This is a genomic window from Albidovulum inexpectatum (genome assembly GCF_002927635.1).
GTDB lineage: Bacteria > Pseudomonadota > Alphaproteobacteria > Rhodobacterales > Rhodobacteraceae > Albidovulum > Albidovulum inexpectatum.
Map to the genome: position 1 here is coordinate 619708 of NZ_PRDS01000001.1, position 18211 is coordinate 637918.

Sequence of the window (18211 nt, forward strand, 5' to 3'; positions counted from 1 at the left end):
CGTTTCGGGGGCAGAGCCGGGGGAACGCGATGAAGGTCAATGGCCGCCATTACCGCACGATCTGGACCGAGGACGACGCCGTCGTGATCCTGGACCAGACCCTGTTTCCCCATCGGTTCGAGACACGCCGGCTGACCACGGCCGAGGATGCCGCCGAGGCGATCCGCGTCATGCGCGTGCGCGGCGCGCCGCTGATCGGCGCGACGGCGGCCTATGGGCTGGCCCTTGCGCTGCGGGCCGATCCGTCGGACATGGGTCTTTTGGCCGCGCGCGAGATGCTGGCCGCGACGCGGCCGACGGCGATCAACCTTGTCTGGGCGCTCGACCGCGTGATCGCGCGCATCTCTCCGCTGCCCCTGGCCCGGCGCGCCAGCGCCGCGTGGGACGAGGCCGGGCGCATCTGCGACGAGGATGTCGCGATCAATGCCACGATCGGCGATCACGGTCTGGGCCTGATCCGGGCGGTCGCGGCCCGCAAGCGCGGTGCCCCGGTCAACATCCTGACCCATTGCAACGCGGGATGGCTGGCAACGGTCGACTGGGGCACGGCGACCGCGCCGATCTACAAGGCGCATGATGCCGGAATCCCGGTCCATGTCTGGGTCGACGAGACGCGACCGCGCAATCAGGGCGCCTTTCTGACCGCGTGGGAACTGGGCCAGCATGGCGTGCCGCATACGGTGATCGTGGACAATGCCGGCGGGCATCTGATGCAGCGCGGGCAGGTGGACATGGTCATCGTCGGGACCGACCGGACCACCGCGCAGGGGGATGTGTGCAACAAGATCGGAACCTATCTGAAGGCGCTGGCCGCAGCCGACAATGGCGTGCCCTTTTATGTAGCCCTGCCCACGCCGACGATCGACCATTCGGTGCGCGACGGGCTGGCAGAGATACCGATCGAGGAACGCTCGCCGGACGAGGTGCGGCGCATCGCCGGCCGCGCGGGCGATGACGTGATCGAGATCGAGCTGACCCCGCCCGGCACGCCCGCCGCCAACCCGGCCTTCGATGTGACGCCCGCGCGTCTCGTCTCGGCGCTGATCACCGAACGGGGGATCATGGCGCCTACGGCCGAGGCCATCGCGGCCCTGCGTATGGCCCCCTGAGAAGAAAGGCGCCCGCAACGGGCGCCCCTTGGAAGACTTGCCGAAAACTCCGGCATTGGAACGTGTCACGCGGGAATGGTTCCCAATTCGTGCAAACAGCCGTGCGGGTCGCGTGAACGCAGAAGAATGCGACGCGCTTCAAAGCGCCGAGTCGATCCAGCTTTTCAGCGCGGCCTTGGGCGCGGCGCCGACCTTGTTGGACACGACCTCGCCGTTCTTGAACAGGAACAGCGCCGGAATGCCGCGCACGCCCATCTGGGCCGGGGAGTTCGGGTTTTCGTCCACGTTGACCTTCACGATCTTGACGCGGCCGGCATATTCCTCGGACAGCTCTTCCAGGGCCGGGCCGATCTGCTTGCAGGGGCCGCACCATTCGGCCCAGAAATCCACCACGACGGGGATGTCGGACTTGCGGACTTCGGCGTCGAAAGTGGCGTCGGTGACGGGAACGGTAGCCATGTCAGCTCTCCTTGGGTCTTGGGTTGCGGGCGAAGGTAGGCGCGCGCCCGTGCGGCGTCAAGGGATGGGGGTGCCGGCCAGAGCCTGCCTCACGATATCGGGGTCAAGCGGCATCAGCTGCCCGGTTCGGGTCCACAGGATCGCGGTTTCGACCTGCCGGCCGGGCCAGATCCGTTCCAGCATTGCGGCATAGGCGCCCATCTGGCGCAGGATTCCCTGGGGGACCGTATCGGGCCGGTCGGGCACGACGGCGTTGGACTTGAAGTCCACGGCCAGGACCCGCTCGGGCATGACCAGCAGCCGGTCGATCGTTCCATGGAACAGGCGATTGCCGAATTGCGGAAGCCGCGCGCACAGTTCGACCTCGGCCAGTGCGTCGGACGACAACAGCGGCGCCATCTCGGGCAGGTCCAGGACGCGGCGCGCTTCGGCGAGGATCTCGGCCGTCTCTTCTTCGGTCAGATCCGGGCCAATCAGGGCCGCGGCGACATCGGGCCAGTCCGCCTCGGGCCAGTCGGGCAGATGCTCGAGCAGGCGATGCAGAGCGGTGCCGCGCCGCTTCGCCGTCTCCTCGTCCCGTCCGTCCTCGCCCGACAGCGCCTTGGCGCCTTCCAGCGCTGACGGTGATACCGGCTCCTCTGGCTGAACGGGCGCGGGGGCGGGAGTGCCGGCCCAGTCCGGCAGGGGCGCGCGGGTCGGGCCGTCGGCGGCTGATGCCGCGGGCATCGCGGGCACCGGCCAGCTGCCGTGTTCGTGACGCAGGACCGGGTCGGGCTCGCCCGCGCCGGGGCTTGCATCGGGGTCGGGCGGCGGCAGATCGGTTTCGGCCCGGGCGGCGCCGGCGCGTTCGACCCCATCTGCCACCAGCGAATACCAGCTGTCCGCGCCCTGCCCCACCTCGCCCGCGCCGCAGACGATCAGCCAGACCCGCGCGCGGGTCATGGCGACATAGAGCAGCCGCATCCTCTCTTCGCGCTGACGACGCAGGACCTCTTCGCGCGCGTCGATCAACGGTTGCGGGCTGTCCTGCGACCGAAGCTTCCACATCGGCAGGCCGTCCAGATCGAGGATCTGGTCCCTGACATCCTCGCGCGGTTTGGCGGTATCGGGCAGGATGACGATCGGGGCCTCCAGCCCCTTGGCGCCATGGACGGTCATCACCCGCAGCGCGCGCGATGCGGAATCGAGCTGGCGCTTGATCTCGACCTCGCCCGTCTGCATCCAGACCAGGAAACCCGTCAGGCTGGGCACCTCGGCCTGTTCATAGGCCAGCGCCTGCGACAGAAGCGCGTCGATCCCTTCCTCGGCCTCTGGTCCCAGCCGCGCGATCAGGCGGCGGCGGCCGTCATGGCGGGTCAGGATGCGTTCGAGGATCTCGAAGGGCCGCAGGAAGTCGGCCCGGTCGCGCAGGTCGCGCAGCATGGCGACGGTGCCGGGGAAGTCCTGCTGCCGGTCGCGCAGGGCCTGCCACAGATAGGCGCCCTTGCCGCGTTCATGGGCCAGATCGTAAAGCTGCGCCTCGGTCAGGCCCAGGAGCGGCGAGCGCAGCGCCTCGGCCAGCGACAGGTCATCTTCGGGCGTGGCCAGAAACCGCATGACCGCGAGCAGGTCGCGCACCGCCAGCTCGCCGCCGATGCGCAGCCGGTCGGCGCCGGCCACCGCAAGACCGCAGGCCTTGCAGGCGCGGATCAGTTCGTGGAACAGGTCCGAACGGCGCTGGACAAGGATCAGAAAGTCGCCCTCATGCACCGGGCGCGCGGTGCCGTCCTCCTGCGGGATCTGCGTGCCTGCATCGATCAGGCCGCGGATATGGGCCGCGATGCGACGGGCCAGCCGCACCGTGTGGTGATCCTGGGGCAGGATGTCGGTCGGGTCGAACCATTCCTTTTCCTCGGGCTTCTCGGCCGTCGGGATGGCCGGCCACAGGTCCACGCGGCCCGGCATGTCCGAGCGAAAGGCGATATGGCGGAACTCTCCGCCCAGACCCGCCCGCACGCGGTCGTCGAACGTGTTGTCCACGACATCCAGCACCGCGCGGGACGACCGGAAGGAATGCAGAAGTTCCATCTGGTGGAACGGCACCCGGGCGGCCGCGTGCTTGCGCGCGAAATGCTCGCGCATGCGGTCAAAGGCGGCCAGATCGGCGCCCTGGAAGGAATAGATCGATTGCTTCTTGTCCCCGACGACAAAGATCGTGCGTACGACGTCGCGCGCGCCCTGGCCGGCGGTGAATTCCTCGGCCAGCCTTTCGATGACCTGCCATTGCTCGGGACTTGTGTCCTGTGCCTCGTCCACCAGGATGTGGTCGATGCCGCCATCCAGCCGGAACAGGACCCAGGCGGCGACCGAGGGGTCGGACAGCAGCGCCGCGGCCCGCGCGATCAGGTCGTCGAAATCGACCCAGCCGGCCTGCGTCTTGCGCGCCTGGTAACGGTCGAGGAAAAGCCGCGCAAAGCGGTGCAGCGCCTCGGCGCGTTCCAGCGCCATCAGCCCCAGACGCAAGGGCCGGCCCCGTTCGATGCGCCGCATCAGATCCTCGAGCGGGCCCATCAGCCCCGCGGCCCCTTCCCGGACCGCCTTGGTGGGAAAGGCGCCGATCTTGGCGGTAAAGGGCTCCTTCGCGCCCTTGCCGGTCAGAAGGACCGTCTCCAGCACCGCCATGGCCTCGATGCCCGGCAAGGTGCCGATGATCGGGGCAAGCCGTTCGCCCGCCTTGCGGTCGTTCGTCCCGCTGGCAAGCAGCATGGGCACCAGTTGGCCAAGCAGTTCCGCTTCGCCGCCCAGGAACACGTCGCCTAGCAAGGCCTCGCGGTCCAAGTCCGGCGGCAGGCCCAACCGCGCCGCGATGCGGGCGCGGTCGGCCGGTTCGGCGAAAGCGGGCGCATTGCGGCAGATCTCGTCCAGAAGCGCGGCCGGATCGTCGCCCGAAAGATTGGCCGCGACGGCGTCGAAGACCTCCCGCTCGGGGCCCGAGGCGATCTCTTCCAGGATGTCCTGCCGGATCAGCCGGGCGCTGCGGTCGTCCAGTTCCCGGAAGGCGGGCGAGATCCCGGCCTCGATCGGAAAGCGCCGCAAGAGCGAGGCGCAGAAGGAATGGATGGTCTGGATCTTCAGCCCGCCCGGCGTTTCGATCGCGCGTGCGAACAGCCGGCGGGCACGGGCCAGCGTGTCGGCGTCGATCGCTTGCTCGACGCCCAGCGCGTGCAGCGCCTCGCGCAGCTTCTGTTCGGGCAGCATCGCCCATTCGCCCAGCCGCTTGAACAGGCGGTTCTGCATCTCGCTGGCGGCGGCCTTGGTATAGGTCAGGCACAGGATGCGGCCCGGATCGGTGCCATCGAGCAAGAGCCGCGCCACCCGGTCGGTCAGAACCCGGGTCTTGCCCGAACCCGCATTGGCCGACAGCCAGGTGGACTGGCCCGGCTGGGCCGCGCGGACCTGTGCCTCGGTCGCGTCGTCGCGTCTCATGTCTGGCCGGTCTCCTCTTGCGGTCCGACATCGATGGGGGTCGGCCGGTCGCTCATCTGCCATTCTCCGAAGCGCGCAAGGTGATCGTAGTCGCCCACGCGGCGCGACTCGAAGACGGCGCGGCGCGCGACATAGCCGGTTTCGCGCTGCATCCAGCGGCGGATCAGCTTGATCAGCCCCTGCCATTCCTCTTCGATCTGGCCGTCTTCCATCTCGGCCGGACTTTCGCGCCCTTCACCGCCGATCTGGATATAGGAAATGCCTTCGACCTTGCGCGGCCCAAGGGCTGAAAATCCCCCGCGTTCGACCATCGCTGCTTCGAGGATCAGCTGCTTTTCGAAGGCGCGCTGCTGGGCCGGGCTGGGCGGCTTGCCGGTCTTGTAGTCGTAGATATGGACCCGGCCATTCGCCAGAAGGTCGATCCGGTCGGGCCGCGCCCGAAGTGTGAAATCCAGGTCCGGCAGGGCGACGCTGCCCTCCTGCTCGATCAGGGCGGGGCTGCCCTTTCCGCGGCGCTCGATCTCCTCGGCGATGAAGGTGTCGGCCAGGCGTGCGATGCGTGCCCGCCAGATGCGCCGGGCGCTGGGCCACGGGACGCCCCGTTCCAGAACTTCGTCGGTCAGCCGCAGCAGGCGCGCGCGGGCCTCGTGGGGATCACCGCCGTCCCAGTCGCGGATGAAGCATTCGACCAGTTCGTGCAGAACCTCGCCACGCAGGCGGGCATCGGGTTCGGGCCGCAACGGGTCCAGCGGCCGCAGGCGCAGGATCTCGCGCGCATAGACGGCGTAAGGGTCGCGGATCAGCCGGGTGATCCCCGTCACGGGCAAGGTCCGCGGACGTGCCGAGACAGGCGGGCGGGGCGCGGGCCGCGGTTCGGGCGGCCGGCGCGGCGCATCCTCGATCGCCTGGGCAAGCCGCAGATATCGCGTGCCGCGTGCGCGCATCTCCTCCAATGCCGCGGGGCCGCCCTGATCGGGCAGGCCGCCCAGAAGGTTGGTCAGCCGCGCCAGCCAGCGCGACGGCACGGTTTCGGCTTCGGAATCCCGGATCGCGCGCGACAGGACCACGCGCGGCGCGCAGGCGGCGATCTGGAAATCATGCGCCGACAGCCCGACCTGCCGTTCGGGTGACAACAGCCCCACCCTGTGGCGCATCTGGCGCGACAACCAGGGGTCGGGAGCCGGAAGCGCGGGCCAGATCCCGTCGTTCAGCCCGCCAAGGATGACTAGTTCCGCCGACTGCGCGCGCGCCTCCAGCGTGCCCAGGATCTGGATGTGGGGATGCACGGCCTCGGCATGGCGCACGCTGCGGGGCCGCAACAGACCGGCCAGCAGATCGGCATAGTCGCCGGGGGACATGGCCGGGCCATGCGCGGCCTCGCGCATCAGGTCCTGCATCACGGTCTGTGCTTCGCGTCCGGCCTCGGTGCGCCACAATTCGCTGGCCTCGACGCTGCCGCCCGGGCCGGAGGCAAGGGCTTCGGTCACGGCAAGGTGGTCCGCGATCCACGCGTCAAGGGTGCGATGGCCGCTGCGGTCGAACCCTTCCAGAACCTTGCCCAGCCACGCGGCCCAGGCAGTTCGGTCGGGGTCCTCCTTGCGCTGCGCCCAGGCAAGCAGGGCCTGTGGGGTTGGAAAGGCCGGTCCGTAGCGGCGCAGATCCAGTTCCAGATCGCGCGAAAAGCGCAGATGGTCGCCCCGCCCCTGCCCGCCGGTCGCGGTCAAGGGATGCTTGAGCAGGACGACCAGCGTCTCGGCCGTCATCTGGCGCCCGAAAAGCTGCGCGGTGTGGCGCAGAAGGCGCCCGGGCGCGCTTTGCACCAAGGGTTGGCCAGCGCTGTCGTCGGGGCGGATGTCCCAGCGGTCCAGCGCCGCGCTGACCCGGCGCGCAAGGTTGCGGTCGGGCGTGATCAGGGCCGCGCGCTGCCCGTGCTCGGACGCTTCGCGCAGGATCAGGGCAATGGCCAGCGCCTCTTGCCGCTCGCCCTGCGCCTCGATCAGCGTCAATTCGCGCGTGGCCGGGTGAACGGGGCCCAGCGCGGGGGCTTCGGCCATCCAGCGGTCGGTCACCGGCGCGGGTCGCAATGCCAGCGAAATCAGACGGTTGCGCAGCGGGTCCGGCGGCGGCGTGTCGGTCCAGGGCCGGACAGCCCGGGGGGAAATTCCCAAAGCACGGGCCAGCGCCAGAAAGCGGTATTGCGGGTGGTCTTCATCCGGCATCGCGCCGGATTCCAGCGCGTCCCACGCATCGGGCGGCATGTCGAAATCGAAGCCCGGCAGGACGACCGCGCCCTGCGGCAACCGGGCCACCATCTGCATGAACAAGGCCGTGGCCCCGCGCGAGCCGGTGGACCCTGCCACGATCACCGGGTCCCGCGGCGGGTTCTCGGCCCAGCGCCGGGCAAGCGCGTCGGCCACGGCACGCTGCCGGCCTTCGGCATCAAGAGGCGTTTCGGGCGGGAACAATTGCCCGGCGATGCGCAGAAAGGTCAGGCTGCGCGCCCAGTGTTCGGCGTGATCCTGCACCAGATCGGGCGATTCCAGCGCGTCGGGCGTGACACCCTCGCCCTGCATTTCGGACATCAGAGCGGCAAGGCTGTCGGCCAGGTCGAAGACGGCCGCACCGGGGGCGAAATCGGGCTGGTGCTCGATGAGCGCCGCGATCAGCCGGGCAAGTTCCAGCCGGCGCCGAAGGGGTGGCATCGGGGCGGGCAGGCCCGGTACGGGCATCTGGGCCAGATCCGTGACCAGCCGCAGTCGCGGCAACAGCCTTGCCCCGCGCAGATCGAAGGCCCGGCGCACCGCGCGCATCATCCGCGCGCTGTTGAGATACAGCGTCACCCGCGCCATGGACTCGGGCGGGCGGTCGGCCATGCGCGTGATCAGGCCATCGACAAGCGCGGCCGCGAAATCCGCGCCCGGGGGGCAGGCAAACAGGCGTGGTGCTTCATTTGGTTGGAACATCGCCCTGCCCTTTCAGCATCGCTTCGGCAATCGGTATGCAATCGGGCCGGCCGACATCGCACCAGCCGCCACGGTGCAGGCAGCCAAAGACGGTGCCGCGCGCCAGCATGTCATCCCACAGCCGGTTCAGCGAGAAGACGTCTTCGGCAATGGCGGGCAGCGTCTCGGTGCGGATGATCTGTGCGCCGGTATAGACAAGGCCCGGGCCCCGGCGCAGCCGCCCGTCGGGGCCAAGGTCGAAATCCCCCTGCCCGGCGTGACCCAGCGCGTTGTCGCGCGGGATCAGCAGCAGCAGCGCCTCCATCCGGGCGGGGTCCCAGGCCGCGCGCAGCTGCGCCAGGGGGTTGGCGCCGGTCCAGACGGCATCGGTGTTCAGCGTGAAGACCGGCCCCGGCCCCAGCAGAGGCAGGGCCTGCCGCAGCCCGCCGCCGGTTTCCAGCAGCCTTTCGCTTTCGTCCGACAGCGCGATGTCCGCCCGCCCGGCCAGATGGGCGCGCAGCTGGTCGGCGCGGTAGTGCAGGTTGACGACGATCCGTCCGATCCCAGCGGCATCGACGAGCCCCAGCGCGTGATCGATCAGCGCCCGGCCCGCGACGGGGACCAGGGGTTTGGGCCGGTCGGCGGTCAACGGCCCCATCCGCGTGCCCAGGCCCGCGGCAAAGAGCATCACGGCGTGCGGGGTCTGGGGCATGTCGTTCTCAGCCTGTCAAGGCGGTCCATGGTGGGGGCGTTCAGGCCGGCCAGGACGGCGCGGTTCAGCGGTGCCAGCGCGGGATGGCGCAGATTGGCCTGCAGATGGGCCCAGACGCGCGGCATCATGTCCAGATACCGCGTCTTGCCATGGACCATCGCCAGCCGTGCAAAGACGCCCAGGATGCGCAGCGCCCGGGCCGCGCCAAGGCAGGCGATCTGGCGGTCGAGCGTGGACTCGTCCATGCCCGTCCGGCGGCACCAATGGCGCCGCAGGGCGGCACCGGTATCTTCGCCCACGTCGCGCCGGGCGTCCTGCAGCAGCGAAACGAGGTCATAGACGGGATGTGCGGCGACGGCGTCCTGAAAGTCCAGCAGACCGATCCGCGCAAGGCCCGCGCGACGGGGAAGCCACAGCAGGTTGTCGGCATTCACGTCGCGCAGGCTGACCACGCGGGTTTCGTCCAGAATCGTCGCGCAAAGCCGTGTGACGATGGCCGGAATATCCGCCACTGCCGATGGGTCACCGCCCAAGCCGCGAACATGATGATCGGCCAGGATCGCCACCAGATCGCCAAGCCCGCCGGCGTCCAGCGGCGCGACGAATTCGGGCACCGAGCGGGTGCCGAGGTCGAGCAGCAGGTCACAGGCCGAAAGGTAGATTTCGGTCTCGCGCGCGGGATCGGCATTGACGACCCGCGAAAGAAGGTCGTCGCCCAGATCCTCGACCAGCATCAGGCCAGCGGCGTGGTCTTCGGCCAGGATGTCGGGCGCGGAGTAGCCGTGGCCGCGCAGCCAGAGCGCCATGCGCGCGAACCGCGCCGTGCTTTCCCCCAGCTCGGGCGGGGCATCCATGAGGATCGCGCGGCGCGTGCCCAGGGTCAGCCGCTCATAGCGGCGCGACGAGGCATCACCCGCAAGCGGTGTGCGGCATGCGCCGGACCAGCCCGCGCGGTTCAGGAAATCCGCGATCAGCGGGGCACGTCGGGTCATGCCATGGGCCCCGGCTGCGCGAGTTGTCGAAGGATCGGGGCCCAGCGGCGATCCGTTGCCCGCAGGCTTGCCTTGCGACTATCGTTGTCCTGCGACGGCGCAAGGTCCAGCCACAGCGCATTCTCTGGTGCAAGATCCTCCAGCCGGTCGGGCCATTCGACAAGGCAGATGGCGGCCTCGAAGGCCTCTTCCAGGCCCAGCTCGACGATCTCGTCCGGGCCCGTCAGGCGATACAGATCGGCATGCCAGATCTCGACTTCGCCCGCGTCATAGACCTGGACGATCGTGTAGGTCGGCGAGGGAACGTCCTCGACACGGCCCAGTTCGGCAAGCCGCGCCTGGATCAGGCTGCGGCAGAAATGCGACTTGCCCGCGCCGATCGGACCGGACAGCAGGATCGTGTCGCCCGCGCGCAGATGCGGCGCGATGCGCCGCGCCAGATCAGCGGTCGCCTCGGCGTCTGCAAGCCTCAGCGTCAGCGACAGGTCGCTGGCATTGTCCCCGCTTGGGTCGTCCTTGGGCATGTCGGGCGCGCTCATGGCGTGACTTTTACCGCCCGCGCGGCCCGGCGCAAGGGCGCCCGTCTAAAGCGCGACCGGAACCGGCAGCGGCGCGCGGATCGGCGTCAGGTCGAAGAGCGCCGGTCGGACAGGGTCGAATTCGACCAGCGTCGCACCGCCGGCCAGCGGCGAGACGCGGCACGCGACGCGCTCGCCCGATGTCAGGACGATGTCGGCGTCCCAGTCGGTGCGTTCCTCGAGATTGGCGATATAGTCGCGGATCTCGCCAAAGATCGGCGAGGGGCGCGCGTGTTTCTGCCACAGGCGCAGGGAATCGGTGATCGTGACGGGCGATACCCGGTCGGTGGTCTGCGTCCCCCACAGCGCGTCATAGGCGGCATTCGACAACAGCATCGTCCCGGCCGGTGAAAAGACGGCGATCGCGCTGCGCAGGCTGTTGACGACGGACTGGCCCATCTCGATTTCGGCGCGGAAATGACGCGTCAGGGTCATCTCGGCGCTGATGTCCTCGAACAGAAAGGCGACCGCGCCATCCGGATGAGGCCGCCCGGTCACCCGCCAGGTCTCGCCCGAGGGCAGCGTCCAGGTTTCCTCGTGACAGCCCGACGCCGCGGCTTCGGCCAGTTCGGTCATGCGCGCACGCCAGTCGTGCCAGTCTCGCGGTTCGGGAACGACACGCGCCTCGCGCAGGCGGTCCCAGAAGGCGCCAAGCGTCGGCCGGGCCGAGAGGAAGTCCACCTCGACCGAGGTCAGATCGACGAGCGCGGGGTTGAACAGGGTCAGCCGCCGCTGACGATCGAAGATGGCAAGACCGATCGGCAGATCGGCAAAGGTCTTGGTCAGCGTCTGGATGAAATCGCGCAAGGATGTCTCGGCCCGAACCGCGGCGTCGGCCGGCAAGGCATAATGCACCTGCGACTCGCCGTCGGGTCGGGAATGGCATTCGAACCACCGTGCCGAACCCTGACCGGTGGGCTTCAGCATCCGCCGCCGCGGCTGGTCGGCGTCATGCGGACCGGGAAAGAGAACGGGGATGGGCCAGCTCAGCGACTCGGGAACGGTATTGCCCTGCTGGGCGGCAAGTTTCAGGTATGCGTCGTTTGCCCAGGTCACGGAACCATCGGGCGCGGTGCGCCAGATGGGGATCGGCGCCGACCCCATCATGCCGCGCAACAGGTCCAGCTCTTCCTCCTGGGCGCGCAGGCAAAGCGGGTCCGGCAAGACGGGCGAAAGCTTCGACGCATCCCACAGGCAAAGGCGCAGGCGGCCCGCCAGCCATTCCGCCCGCAGATGCAGGGCGCCATGCCGGTCGTGCAGCATGACCGATCCGGTCCGGGGCAGGGTTTCCAGCGCGTCGTCGAGGCCCGCGATCCGGTCGCGCAGGAACGCCAGAACCCGGTCCCTTTTGCTGCCCGGTCCGGGCAGCCCATCAACCAGCCGCCGCGCGGCGCGTGTCGCGTCGATCAGGTCATGTCCGTCGAAAAGAAGAATCTCGGCGGTCGGATCCCCGGTGACGGGACTGCCCAGGTCCGTATGGCGGCGATGTCCCGCGAGGCGCGACCAGATCAACAGCGCCGAAATGGCGGCGAATGTCGAGGAAGCCGCAATTCCGGCCAGCTGAATCCACGGTAGAGCCATGTCAAACCGTCCCTCTTGGCCACGGCGGGGTCATGGCCCGCCGCGCATTTCACCTTCCCATGGCGAATCACTTAGAAATTTAATGTGTCTTTAACGGCTCAACTTTAGGGCGAGCAAGCGGCAGATTCATTCCGCGATGGGTCTGTTTTCGCCAAGGGCACCCAGATCGGTGGCCTCGATGACGCGGCGTGGCCAGGTGACGGTCACGATTGCGCCGCTGCGATCGGGGCGCTCGCTTTCGGTCAGGAAGGGATCCGAGCCATTGGCGAAGCGCAGCCGCGCGCCGGTATGTTCCAGCAGTGTCTTGGCGATGAACAGGCCCAGCCCCATCCCTTCATAACCTGGGCGGTGTAGGCCGTCCTCGCGCCGCAGGCGCAGATCCGGCTCGCCGATCCGGTCAAGGATCTGGACGGGATAGCCCGCGCCATCGTCCGCAATGGTGACGGTAATCGTGTCGGATGACCAGGACGATTCGACCCATACCCGGTGGCGCGCGAAATCGACCGCGTTCTGGATCAGGTTGCGCAGGCCATGGATGATTTCCGGGCGGCGCAGGATCACCGGTTGGCGGCGCGCGCTTTCGCCGCTTTCGCCCAGGTCGAAGATGATCTCCTTGCCGCGATCGGCATGCGGTTCGGCCGCCTCGCGGATGACGGCCGACAGGGGCGCGCGGCGCAGATGCAGGTCATCCTTGCCCGCCCGGCCCATCGAACGAAGGATGTCGCGGCAGCGGTCGGCCTGTTGAGCGATCAGCGCGGCGTCCTGGGCCAGTTCCGGATCATCGGCCAGCTCGCGCGCCAGTTCGGTGCTGACCAGCTTGATCGTGGCCAGGGGCGTTCCCAGCTCATGCGCGGTCGCGGCGACCACGCCGCCCAGGTCGGTCAGCTTCTGTTCACGCGCAAGGGCCATCTGGGTGGCCAGAAGGGCCCGGTTCATCACCTGGATTTCCGACGCGACGCGCCGCGCATAAAGCGCCTGAAAGACGATGCCGATCACTAGGGCCAGCCAGAAGCCGAACTGAAAGAGCGGCGGAACCGCAAGCGGGGTGCCGTCCTGCAGCCGCAGTGGCAGGTGGACGAACGCAATGGCCGTGACCAGAAGGATTGCCGAGCCGCCGACGATCATCGCCGCCCGGCTGCCAAGCGCGGTCGCGGCGATCGTCGCCGGCGCAAGGATCAACAGCGCGAACGGGTTGGACAATCCTCCGGTCAGGCCCAGCAGGACGCCCAGCTGCACCGTGTCGAACAGAAGGGCGGCCATGGCTTCGCGTTCGCTCAGCCGCTTGTTGCGCGGGTAGAGATAGATCGTGGCAAGGTTGACGAATACCGCTGCGCCGACCACGGACAGGACGGCCGGCAAGTTCAGGCTGACGCCGTAGAAGCGCGCGGCCACGAGGATCGCAACGGATTGGCCGCAGATCGCCGCCCAGCGCAGCATCACCAGAGTGCGCAGGCGCACCCAGTCGCTGATCCGCGGTGTCATCTGGACCGGCTGTGCGAGAGATGGCTGTAGCTGCTTGTCCATGACGGTCCTGTTGTCGCATCCCCCGCAAGGATCATTGATACCGGCGCCGGGATGGGCGATCAATGCGCCCGGATCCAATGGATGAGTCGCCATGAAGAAAAACGTCATCATCGCGGTCGCGGCGGCTTCGGCCGTGGCGATCGGCCTGATCGCCACCTATGCGGTTTCGCGCAAGGGCGTGTCGGACCCCTTCGCCGAATGCCGGACCAGCCGCGTGGCGGGCGGGGTCGAGATCGGCGGCCCCTTCACGCTGACCGATGAGAACGGCCGCACCGTGACCGATGCCGACGTCCTGTCCAAACCCAGCCTGGTCTATTTCGGCTATACCTTCTGCCCCGACGTCTGTCCCACCGACACGGTGCGCAATGCCGAGGCCGTGGATGTGCTGGAAGAGATGGGATACGAGGTCACGCCGGTCTTCATCTCGGTCGATCCCTATCGCGACACGCCCAAAGTTCTGAAGGAATGGACCGATTACATCCATCCGCGCATGATCGGCCTGACCGGAACGCCCGAGCAGATCGCCGAAGTCGCGCGCGCCTACCGGACCTATTACAAGGTGCCCGAGGATCGGTCGGACGAATATTACCTGGTCGATCACATGACCCAGACCTATCTGATGCTGCCTGGCCATGGCTTCGTCGAGTTCTTCGACCGCGCTATCTCGGCCGAGGAAATGGCAAGCCGCGTCGCCTGCTTTCTTGAAAAGTCCTGACCGGGTCGTGGGCCTCGCGCTTGCCAAAAGGACGAGGCCTCTCTATCCGTTGTCCGACACCGTGCGGCCCCGTAGCTCAGAGGATAGAGCGACCGCCTCCTAAGCGGTAGGTCACAGGTTCGAATCCTGTCGGGGCCGCCACTTTCAAATAAGTGCCTGCCAAAGCAACCAGAATTATGCGCAAAAGAACGAATTAGTGCGCGCAAGGCGGTAGGCCAGATGATGCGGCAGCCTGCTTTCAACGAATAATATGACGTAAAAGCAATGGCTTGCTGGCATTCATCCTGCGCCCAACTTGCCCGCCATCCGCTCCCTGTCACCCCCTGATTTGACACATCGCCCCGGATCGCGTCACTGGAGGCAATCAGGTTCCGGAACCTTTCACACCCATCAGCCCGCCCGCCCCGGCGGTGTGGACACCCGCGCGGCAAGCCCTGTCGCGCCACGAAAGGATTCTGCGATGCCCCGTGCCACGACCACGATTCCATTCCATGCTCTGCGGTTCGAAGACGACCTGCCGACACTGCACGAAGTCGAGCGGCGCCTGAAAACATTCCTGCGCGCCCTCCGCAGGCAACGCCAGGCCGCCCAGACCGGTGACGATGAGGGCGATCGTGACAAGATGGATCAGTTCTTCGACTATCTGAATGAGGCCGAACGGCGGAAAATCCGGCGTCGCGCGCACCGCTACGTGCAGCGGCTGGACGCCCTGTCCGGCCTGTCTCATCTCAGCGAGGAGAACCGCGCCAAGCTGACACCCTTGCGGGGCGGGCTGCCGGTCACCCGCGTCACCACCGAACACGAGGCCGACGAGATCGCCGCCGCGCTGCATGCCGAGATGCCCTGGATGGCGCCCGCCACCGAAGCCGTCTGGCACGGGCTGCGGGCCTCGGCACGCGAGGGCCTGCCCGGTGTCCGGTTCACCCCTCTGGTCCTGATCGGCCCGCCCGGCATCGGAAAGAGCTTCTGGGCCCGGCGACTGGCCCATCATCTGGAGGTCCCTGCCGCCAAGATTGACGCAACGGGGGAGCCTGCCTCCTTCGCGCTCACCGGATCCCAGCGCGGCTGGGGCAGCGCTCATGCGGGCAAGCTGGTCAACACGGTCTTGAACCACCGGCATGCCGGACCGCTGGTGATCATCGACGAGATCGAGAAGGCCGACGAGGTCCACTCCAACAAAGGCGCGCGCCATACGCTGACGGATGCGCTCCTGCCGCTGCTGGAGCGGATGACGGCGGCGACCTGGGAATGCCCGTTCTTCCAGGTCAAGATGGACATGTCCTGGGTCAACTGGGTGATGACGGCGAACAGCCGGCAGGGCCTGCCGGACCCGTTTCAGAGCCGCTGCGTGGTGCTGGATCTGCCGGATCTGACCACGGGGCAGCTAAGGGATTTCGCCATGACCGAAGCCGCGCGGCGTGGCCTTCCCGCGCCTGCTGTCGAGGCACTCGCTGTACTCTTCGAGACCGGCGCATTGTCCCACTGCCGCCTGAATCTGCGCACGGTCGCCCGAATGCTCGACCGTGCCGAGATGCTCTCCAACCGTCCCATGTTGCATTGAGGACGCGTGGGATAGGCTGTCAGGCGCTCAAGTTTCGCATTGCCGGCGCGACATCTTCCAGACGGTAGATCGGGCCGAGATACTCTCCGCCGGGTCGAAACCGCGGGATGCCGGCCTTGCGCAGGCGCAGCGCCACCTCGCGGCTGCTTTCGCCCAGCGTGGTGGACAGCAGCTTGTGCGTCGTGAACCGCGCGTGGAACACCGTCGCGTCTTCCGGGGTGACGTAGCGGTCGTGCCGGCGAGTCTGCGGGTTGTATAGGACCGTCACACTGGCGTGACCGTGTTCGACAAGCCGTCGGAACGCGCCATTTTTGGCCAGCCCGACCTCTCTGGCGAAGTCCGACATGGTCTGATGCGCAGGTTTTGGGGGCCGAATGACCGCATCCACATCCTCCTTGCGCACGAAGATGGCGGCATAGCCTTCGAGATCTGACCGTCGGCCTGTTTCAATCTGGCCAGCGCGGATCGCCGCGATGACCACATCGATCCCCACCCGGGCGCGCAGCGCGGCCCGGTGGACATGCTCCCAATCGGTGTCCGTCTCCGCAATCGACTCCGCCCCGTGCGACAGATCGGCAAGCAGCCGCTCTGCATCCGCCGGATCCCAAGCGCGCCGCGTCGCCTTCGGCGGAAAGCGCGGGTTCAGTACGCCCGCCATGGCCAATGCCTCCAACTGCTGGTCTCCACAACCCAGACGCCGCGCCAGTTCTTTGGGTCCGACCAGCCGCCCGATCATTGCAAAAAGGGGTTCCAGCGCCTCTGCCGGAAAGGTCAGGCGCGCATCGGGGCGCGGGTCGTCGGCCTGCACCACGCCTTCGGCGACCAGAAGCCGCCGCATCAGGGCGGGCGAGACCCGGGCGTCCTCGGCCGCGGTTACGACGGAATGGCGCAGGCGCTTATCCAGGGAAACGCCAAGAACCTTCGTCCCGGCGGCCACCGGCCAGACATCTAGCACCACCTCGCGCAGCATGTCACGAAACGGGTCGTATCTGGGATCTTCCAGCGCGCTGTTGGAGAGCCAGTCATGCAGGCGCCCGAAGGCCTTGCGGGATTCGTCATTCGGTCCAGAGGCGCGGTCGGCCAGCTGGCGAAAGGCATCCCGGATGGCCTCCGGTCCCTGCTGCGCCACCTCGAACCCCACCGCGCGCGCCGGGCCGTCTGCGGAAAACCCAGCCGGTACGATCTGTCGGCGCATGACTTCACCCCCCAGCAGCTGGCAGATCTGTGCCGCGACGTCGATCGGGAACTGTGCCAGCCACGTTGAGTCCGTGCCCGAGGACAGACGTGTGTCGAGCCATTGGTCATATGCCGTGACCTCTGTTGTTTCCGCAGCCAAGCGCCTGTCCATCAGATCGGGCAAAAGCCGCCTCAACCGGGTGGAGAAGTCAAATCGGAAAGCTTGTCGTGTCTCCGTCCACAGCGGCGCAAGCGCCATCCGGTGCCGGATGCATACCGCCACATGCCGGAACTGCCAGTCTCCGCGGATGACCATCCCGTCCGTCGGTGCATGGTCCGGCAGGTCGGCGTCTTCGCGCAGGCATTCGGGGCAGCCGCGTATCGTCGGGTTCACGACCGCGCGCGAGACGATCTGTTCGTTCCGGAATTGCATGCGCACCCCGGCAACCGGCCGCGGTGACCAGGAAACAAGCTGCGTTGCCTCGTCAGGTGACAGTTCGAACAAGGCACCAACCTCGCTCACCGCATCCGGATCCAACGCAATCAAGGCCTTCTGCGACAGCCCGAGTTCCGAGGTGAACTCCCACAACCCCAGCCCCCGCATCGCCGCCGCACGCGACAGGTACGACAGAAGCGTCTCGCGATCCCGAGGCGTCGGGCGAACAGCTATGGCAGGCAGGCGTGTGGTCATTGCCCCAGCAACTTAGCCACTTGTTCTGCGGATCATAGGCCGGATGGGGCAGAATTCGCTCCGTGCCACGGTGAAAGATGTGGATTGGCATTGATCTTGTCCTGTCGCGGGAAGCCTTTTTCGGGCCAAAACGGTTGCGCGGTCGGCCGCGTGACACTTCCCTTTGCCCAACCTTTCGAATCCATCCCCCTCCGCCACTTGCCCCAGCGAAAGCATTCTCCACTTTTGGTCATCTCCGAAATTTCTTTTTGTTTTCGAGGGTTGTAGCAGTTTGGCTATTCACCTCGGAACGCAAGAAATCACCCAAACCCGTTCTCTCCGCCCCATATTCTCTGAACCTGATGACTGCGCCGATTTGGTGAAATTCTTGTAAGGCATTAAAATTACGTAAATTTTCATGATATGAGTCTGAACACTTCGACCCCAGTGGCACCCGGCGTGATGGAACAGAAATCGAACTTTCGCCACCGCTTGCAGCCGCTCTTGCGCCGGAACTGTCCGTCCCCGGTGGGACGACCGTTTCATGAAGTTGCCGTTCGCCGCACGCCAACTGAACTCACTCTATGCGGGACTTTCCTGCCGTTCGCCGCAGACGCTCAGTTTTTGCCGCACTTGCGAGGGTCTCGGCCCGTCGGGCGGAAACCAGACTTTCGCTGCGCTAAGTTCTGGGGCATGCTACATGGGCAATAGCTGCCGTTCGGCAGAT

The 18211-nt window shown here is 67.4% G+C and carries 12 protein-coding genes and 1 tRNA gene; 4 read left to right on the plus strand and 9 right to left on the minus strand.

The genetic code is table 11. The features are described 5' to 3' along the window. Positions 1 to 29 precede the first annotated feature (29 nt). On the plus strand, positions 30 to 1109 hold the full coding sequence (mtnA, locus tag LV82_RS03135; protein WP_104069206.1) for an S-methyl-5-thioribose-1-phosphate isomerase: 1080 nt from the start codon (positions 30 to 32) through the stop codon (positions 1107 to 1109). 138 nt (positions 1110 to 1247) lie between these two features. Here the strand turns inward: mtnA and trxA are convergent, their stop codons facing one another. The 8 genes from trxA to regB form a co-directional block, all read right to left on the minus strand. Next, positions 1248 to 1568 carry a thioredoxin gene (gene trxA / locus LV82_RS03140; RefSeq protein ID WP_104069207.1) on the minus strand — a complete coding sequence of 107 codons (321 nt, stop codon included), beginning with the start codon at positions 1566 to 1568 and terminating at the stop codon, positions 1248 to 1250. A 57-nt stretch (positions 1569 to 1625) separates the two neighbouring features. Continuing rightward, positions 1626 to 5033, minus strand: coding sequence for a double-strand break repair helicase AddA (gene addA, locus LV82_RS03145; protein ID WP_104069208.1), 3408 nt, complete (start codon positions 5031 to 5033; stop codon positions 1626 to 1628). Beyond that, positions 5030 to 7996 carry a double-strand break repair protein AddB gene (gene addB / locus LV82_RS03150; RefSeq protein ID WP_104069209.1) on the minus strand — a complete coding sequence of 989 codons (2967 nt, stop codon included), beginning with the start codon at positions 7994 to 7996 and terminating at the stop codon, positions 5030 to 5032. The genes addA and addB overlap by 4 nt, the downstream gene beginning before the upstream one ends. After that, positions 7980 to 8687: a nucleotidyltransferase family protein gene (locus LV82_RS03155; RefSeq protein ID WP_104069210.1), complete on the minus strand. Its 708-nt coding sequence runs from the start codon at positions 8685 to 8687 to the stop codon at positions 7980 to 7982. Before LV82_RS03155 ends, addB begins: the two co-directional genes overlap by 17 nt. Then, entirely contained in the window at positions 8663 to 9679 is a 1017-nt protein-coding gene (locus tag LV82_RS03160; protein ID WP_104069211.1) for an aminoglycoside phosphotransferase family protein, read from the minus strand. The genes LV82_RS03155 and LV82_RS03160 overlap by 25 nt, the downstream gene beginning before the upstream one ends. Further along, positions 9676 to 10218: a tRNA (adenosine(37)-N6)-threonylcarbamoyltransferase complex ATPase subunit type 1 TsaE gene (tsaE, locus tag LV82_RS15040; RefSeq protein WP_245873050.1), complete on the minus strand. Its 543-nt coding sequence runs from the start codon at positions 10216 to 10218 to the stop codon at positions 9676 to 9678. Before tsaE ends, LV82_RS03160 begins: the two co-directional genes overlap by 4 nt. A 45-nt stretch (positions 10219 to 10263) precedes the next feature. Next, complete coding sequence (locus LV82_RS03170; RefSeq protein WP_104069212.1) at positions 10264 to 11838, minus strand: PAS domain-containing protein; 1575 nt, start codon at positions 11836 to 11838, stop codon at positions 10264 to 10266. A gap of 126 nt (positions 11839 to 11964) precedes the next feature. Beyond that, positions 11965 to 13320, minus strand: coding sequence for a sensor histidine kinase RegB (regB, locus tag LV82_RS03175; protein WP_104069213.1), 1356 nt, complete (start codon positions 13318 to 13320; stop codon positions 11965 to 11967). A gap of 133 nt (positions 13321 to 13453) precedes the next feature. On the opposite strand from regB, the gene LV82_RS03180 reads away from it, so the two are divergent. The 3 genes from LV82_RS03180 to LV82_RS03190 all read left to right on the plus strand — a co-directional run bounded on the left by LV82_RS03180 (position 13454) and on the right by LV82_RS03190 (position 15638). Then, positions 13454 to 14077, plus strand: coding sequence for an SCO family protein (locus LV82_RS03180; RefSeq protein ID WP_104069214.1), 624 nt, complete (start codon positions 13454 to 13456; stop codon positions 14075 to 14077). A 65-nt stretch (positions 14078 to 14142) separates the two neighbouring features. Further along, positions 14143 to 14218: transfer RNA gene (locus LV82_RS03185), tRNA-Arg, on the plus strand. Between the two features lie 319 nt (positions 14219 to 14537). After that, the gene (locus LV82_RS03190) at positions 14538 to 15638 is read left to right on the plus strand and encodes an AAA family ATPase (RefSeq protein WP_104069215.1); all 1101 of its coding nucleotides are present in this window, start codon (positions 14538 to 14540) and stop codon (positions 15636 to 15638) included. Between the two features lie 19 nt (positions 15639 to 15657). Here the strand turns inward: LV82_RS03190 and LV82_RS03195 are convergent, their stop codons facing one another. Continuing rightward, positions 15658 to 17505, minus strand: a complete 1848-nt coding sequence (locus LV82_RS03195; RefSeq protein ID WP_104069216.1) for a TniQ family protein — start codon at positions 17503 to 17505, stop codon at positions 15658 to 15660. Positions 17506 to 18211 lie beyond the last annotated feature (706 nt).

Coding starts and splice junctions, on each gene's coding strand:
- LV82_RS03170 (WP_104069212.1), bottom strand. CDS start 11,838: ATGGCTCTACCGTGGATTCAGCTGGCCGGAATTGCGGCTTCCTCGACA.
- mtnA (WP_104069206.1), top strand. CDS start 30: ATGAAGGTCAATGGCCGCCATTACCGCACGATCTGGACCGAGGACGAC.
- LV82_RS03190 (WP_104069215.1), top strand. CDS start 14,538: ATGCCCCGTGCCACGACCACGATTCCATTCCATGCTCTGCGGTTCGAA.
- LV82_RS03195 (WP_104069216.1), bottom strand. CDS start 17,505: ATGACCACACGCCTGCCTGCCATAGCTGTTCGCCCGACGCCTCGGGAT.
- addB (WP_104069209.1), bottom strand. CDS start 7,996: ATGTTCCAACCAAATGAAGCACCACGCCTGTTTGCCTGCCCCCCGGGC.
- LV82_RS03160 (WP_104069211.1), bottom strand. CDS start 9,679: ATGACCCGACGTGCCCCGCTGATCGCGGATTTCCTGAACCGCGCGGGC.
- tsaE (WP_245873050.1), bottom strand. CDS start 10,218: ATGAGCGCGCCCGACATGCCCAAGGACGACCCAAGCGGGGACAATGCC.
- LV82_RS03155 (WP_104069210.1), bottom strand. CDS start 8,687: ATGCCCCAGACCCCGCACGCCGTGATGCTCTTTGCCGCGGGCCTGGGC.
- LV82_RS03180 (WP_104069214.1), top strand. CDS start 13,454: ATGAAGAAAAACGTCATCATCGCGGTCGCGGCGGCTTCGGCCGTGGCG.
- addA (WP_104069208.1), bottom strand. CDS start 5,033: ATGAGACGCGACGACGCGACCGAGGCACAGGTCCGCGCGGCCCAGCCG.
- trxA (WP_104069207.1), bottom strand. CDS start 1,568: ATGGCTACCGTTCCCGTCACCGACGCCACTTTCGACGCCGAAGTCCGC.
- regB (WP_104069213.1), bottom strand. CDS start 13,320: ATGACACCGCGGATCAGCGACTGGGTGCGCCTGCGCACTCTGGTGATG.